Below are 381 nucleotides of genomic sequence, written 5' to 3' on the forward strand. Positions count from 1 at the left end.
TCAACACCGGCGAGGGCACGCTCGTGCTCACCGGCTTCAACCCGGCCACCGGTCTGGTCAGCTACACCTACGACCCGAACGTGCAAAGCAGCAACGCCCCGGTGCTCGACGCCATCGCCGTGGTGGTGACCGACGACCTGGGCATCGCCGCCACCGGCAGCCTCGACATCCAGATCACCGACTCCGTGCCCACCGCGGTGAACGACACCAACGTGATCGCCGAGGATGCAGCCAGCACCGTCAGCGGAAGTGTCCTCACCAACGACACCGTCGGTGCCGACACCAACGCCACCCCGATCACGGCGGCGACCCCGACGCTCACCTACGGCAGCCTTGTCCTGAATGCCGACGGCAGCTACACCTACACGCTGGACAACACCA

At 66.4% G+C, this 381-nt stretch carries 1 protein-coding gene; it reads left to right on the top strand.

Going from position 1 to position 381, the window contains the following annotated elements; all coding sequences use genetic code 11:
* A partial coding sequence (locus I8J34_RS24330; RefSeq protein WP_214364205.1) for an Ig-like domain-containing protein occupies positions 1–381 on the top strand: 381 nt, incomplete at both ends.

Source organism: Denitromonas iodatirespirans (assembly GCF_018524365.1).
In the GTDB taxonomy this organism is placed as follows: Bacteria; Pseudomonadota; Gammaproteobacteria; order Burkholderiales; family Rhodocyclaceae; genus Nitrogeniibacter; species Nitrogeniibacter iodatirespirans.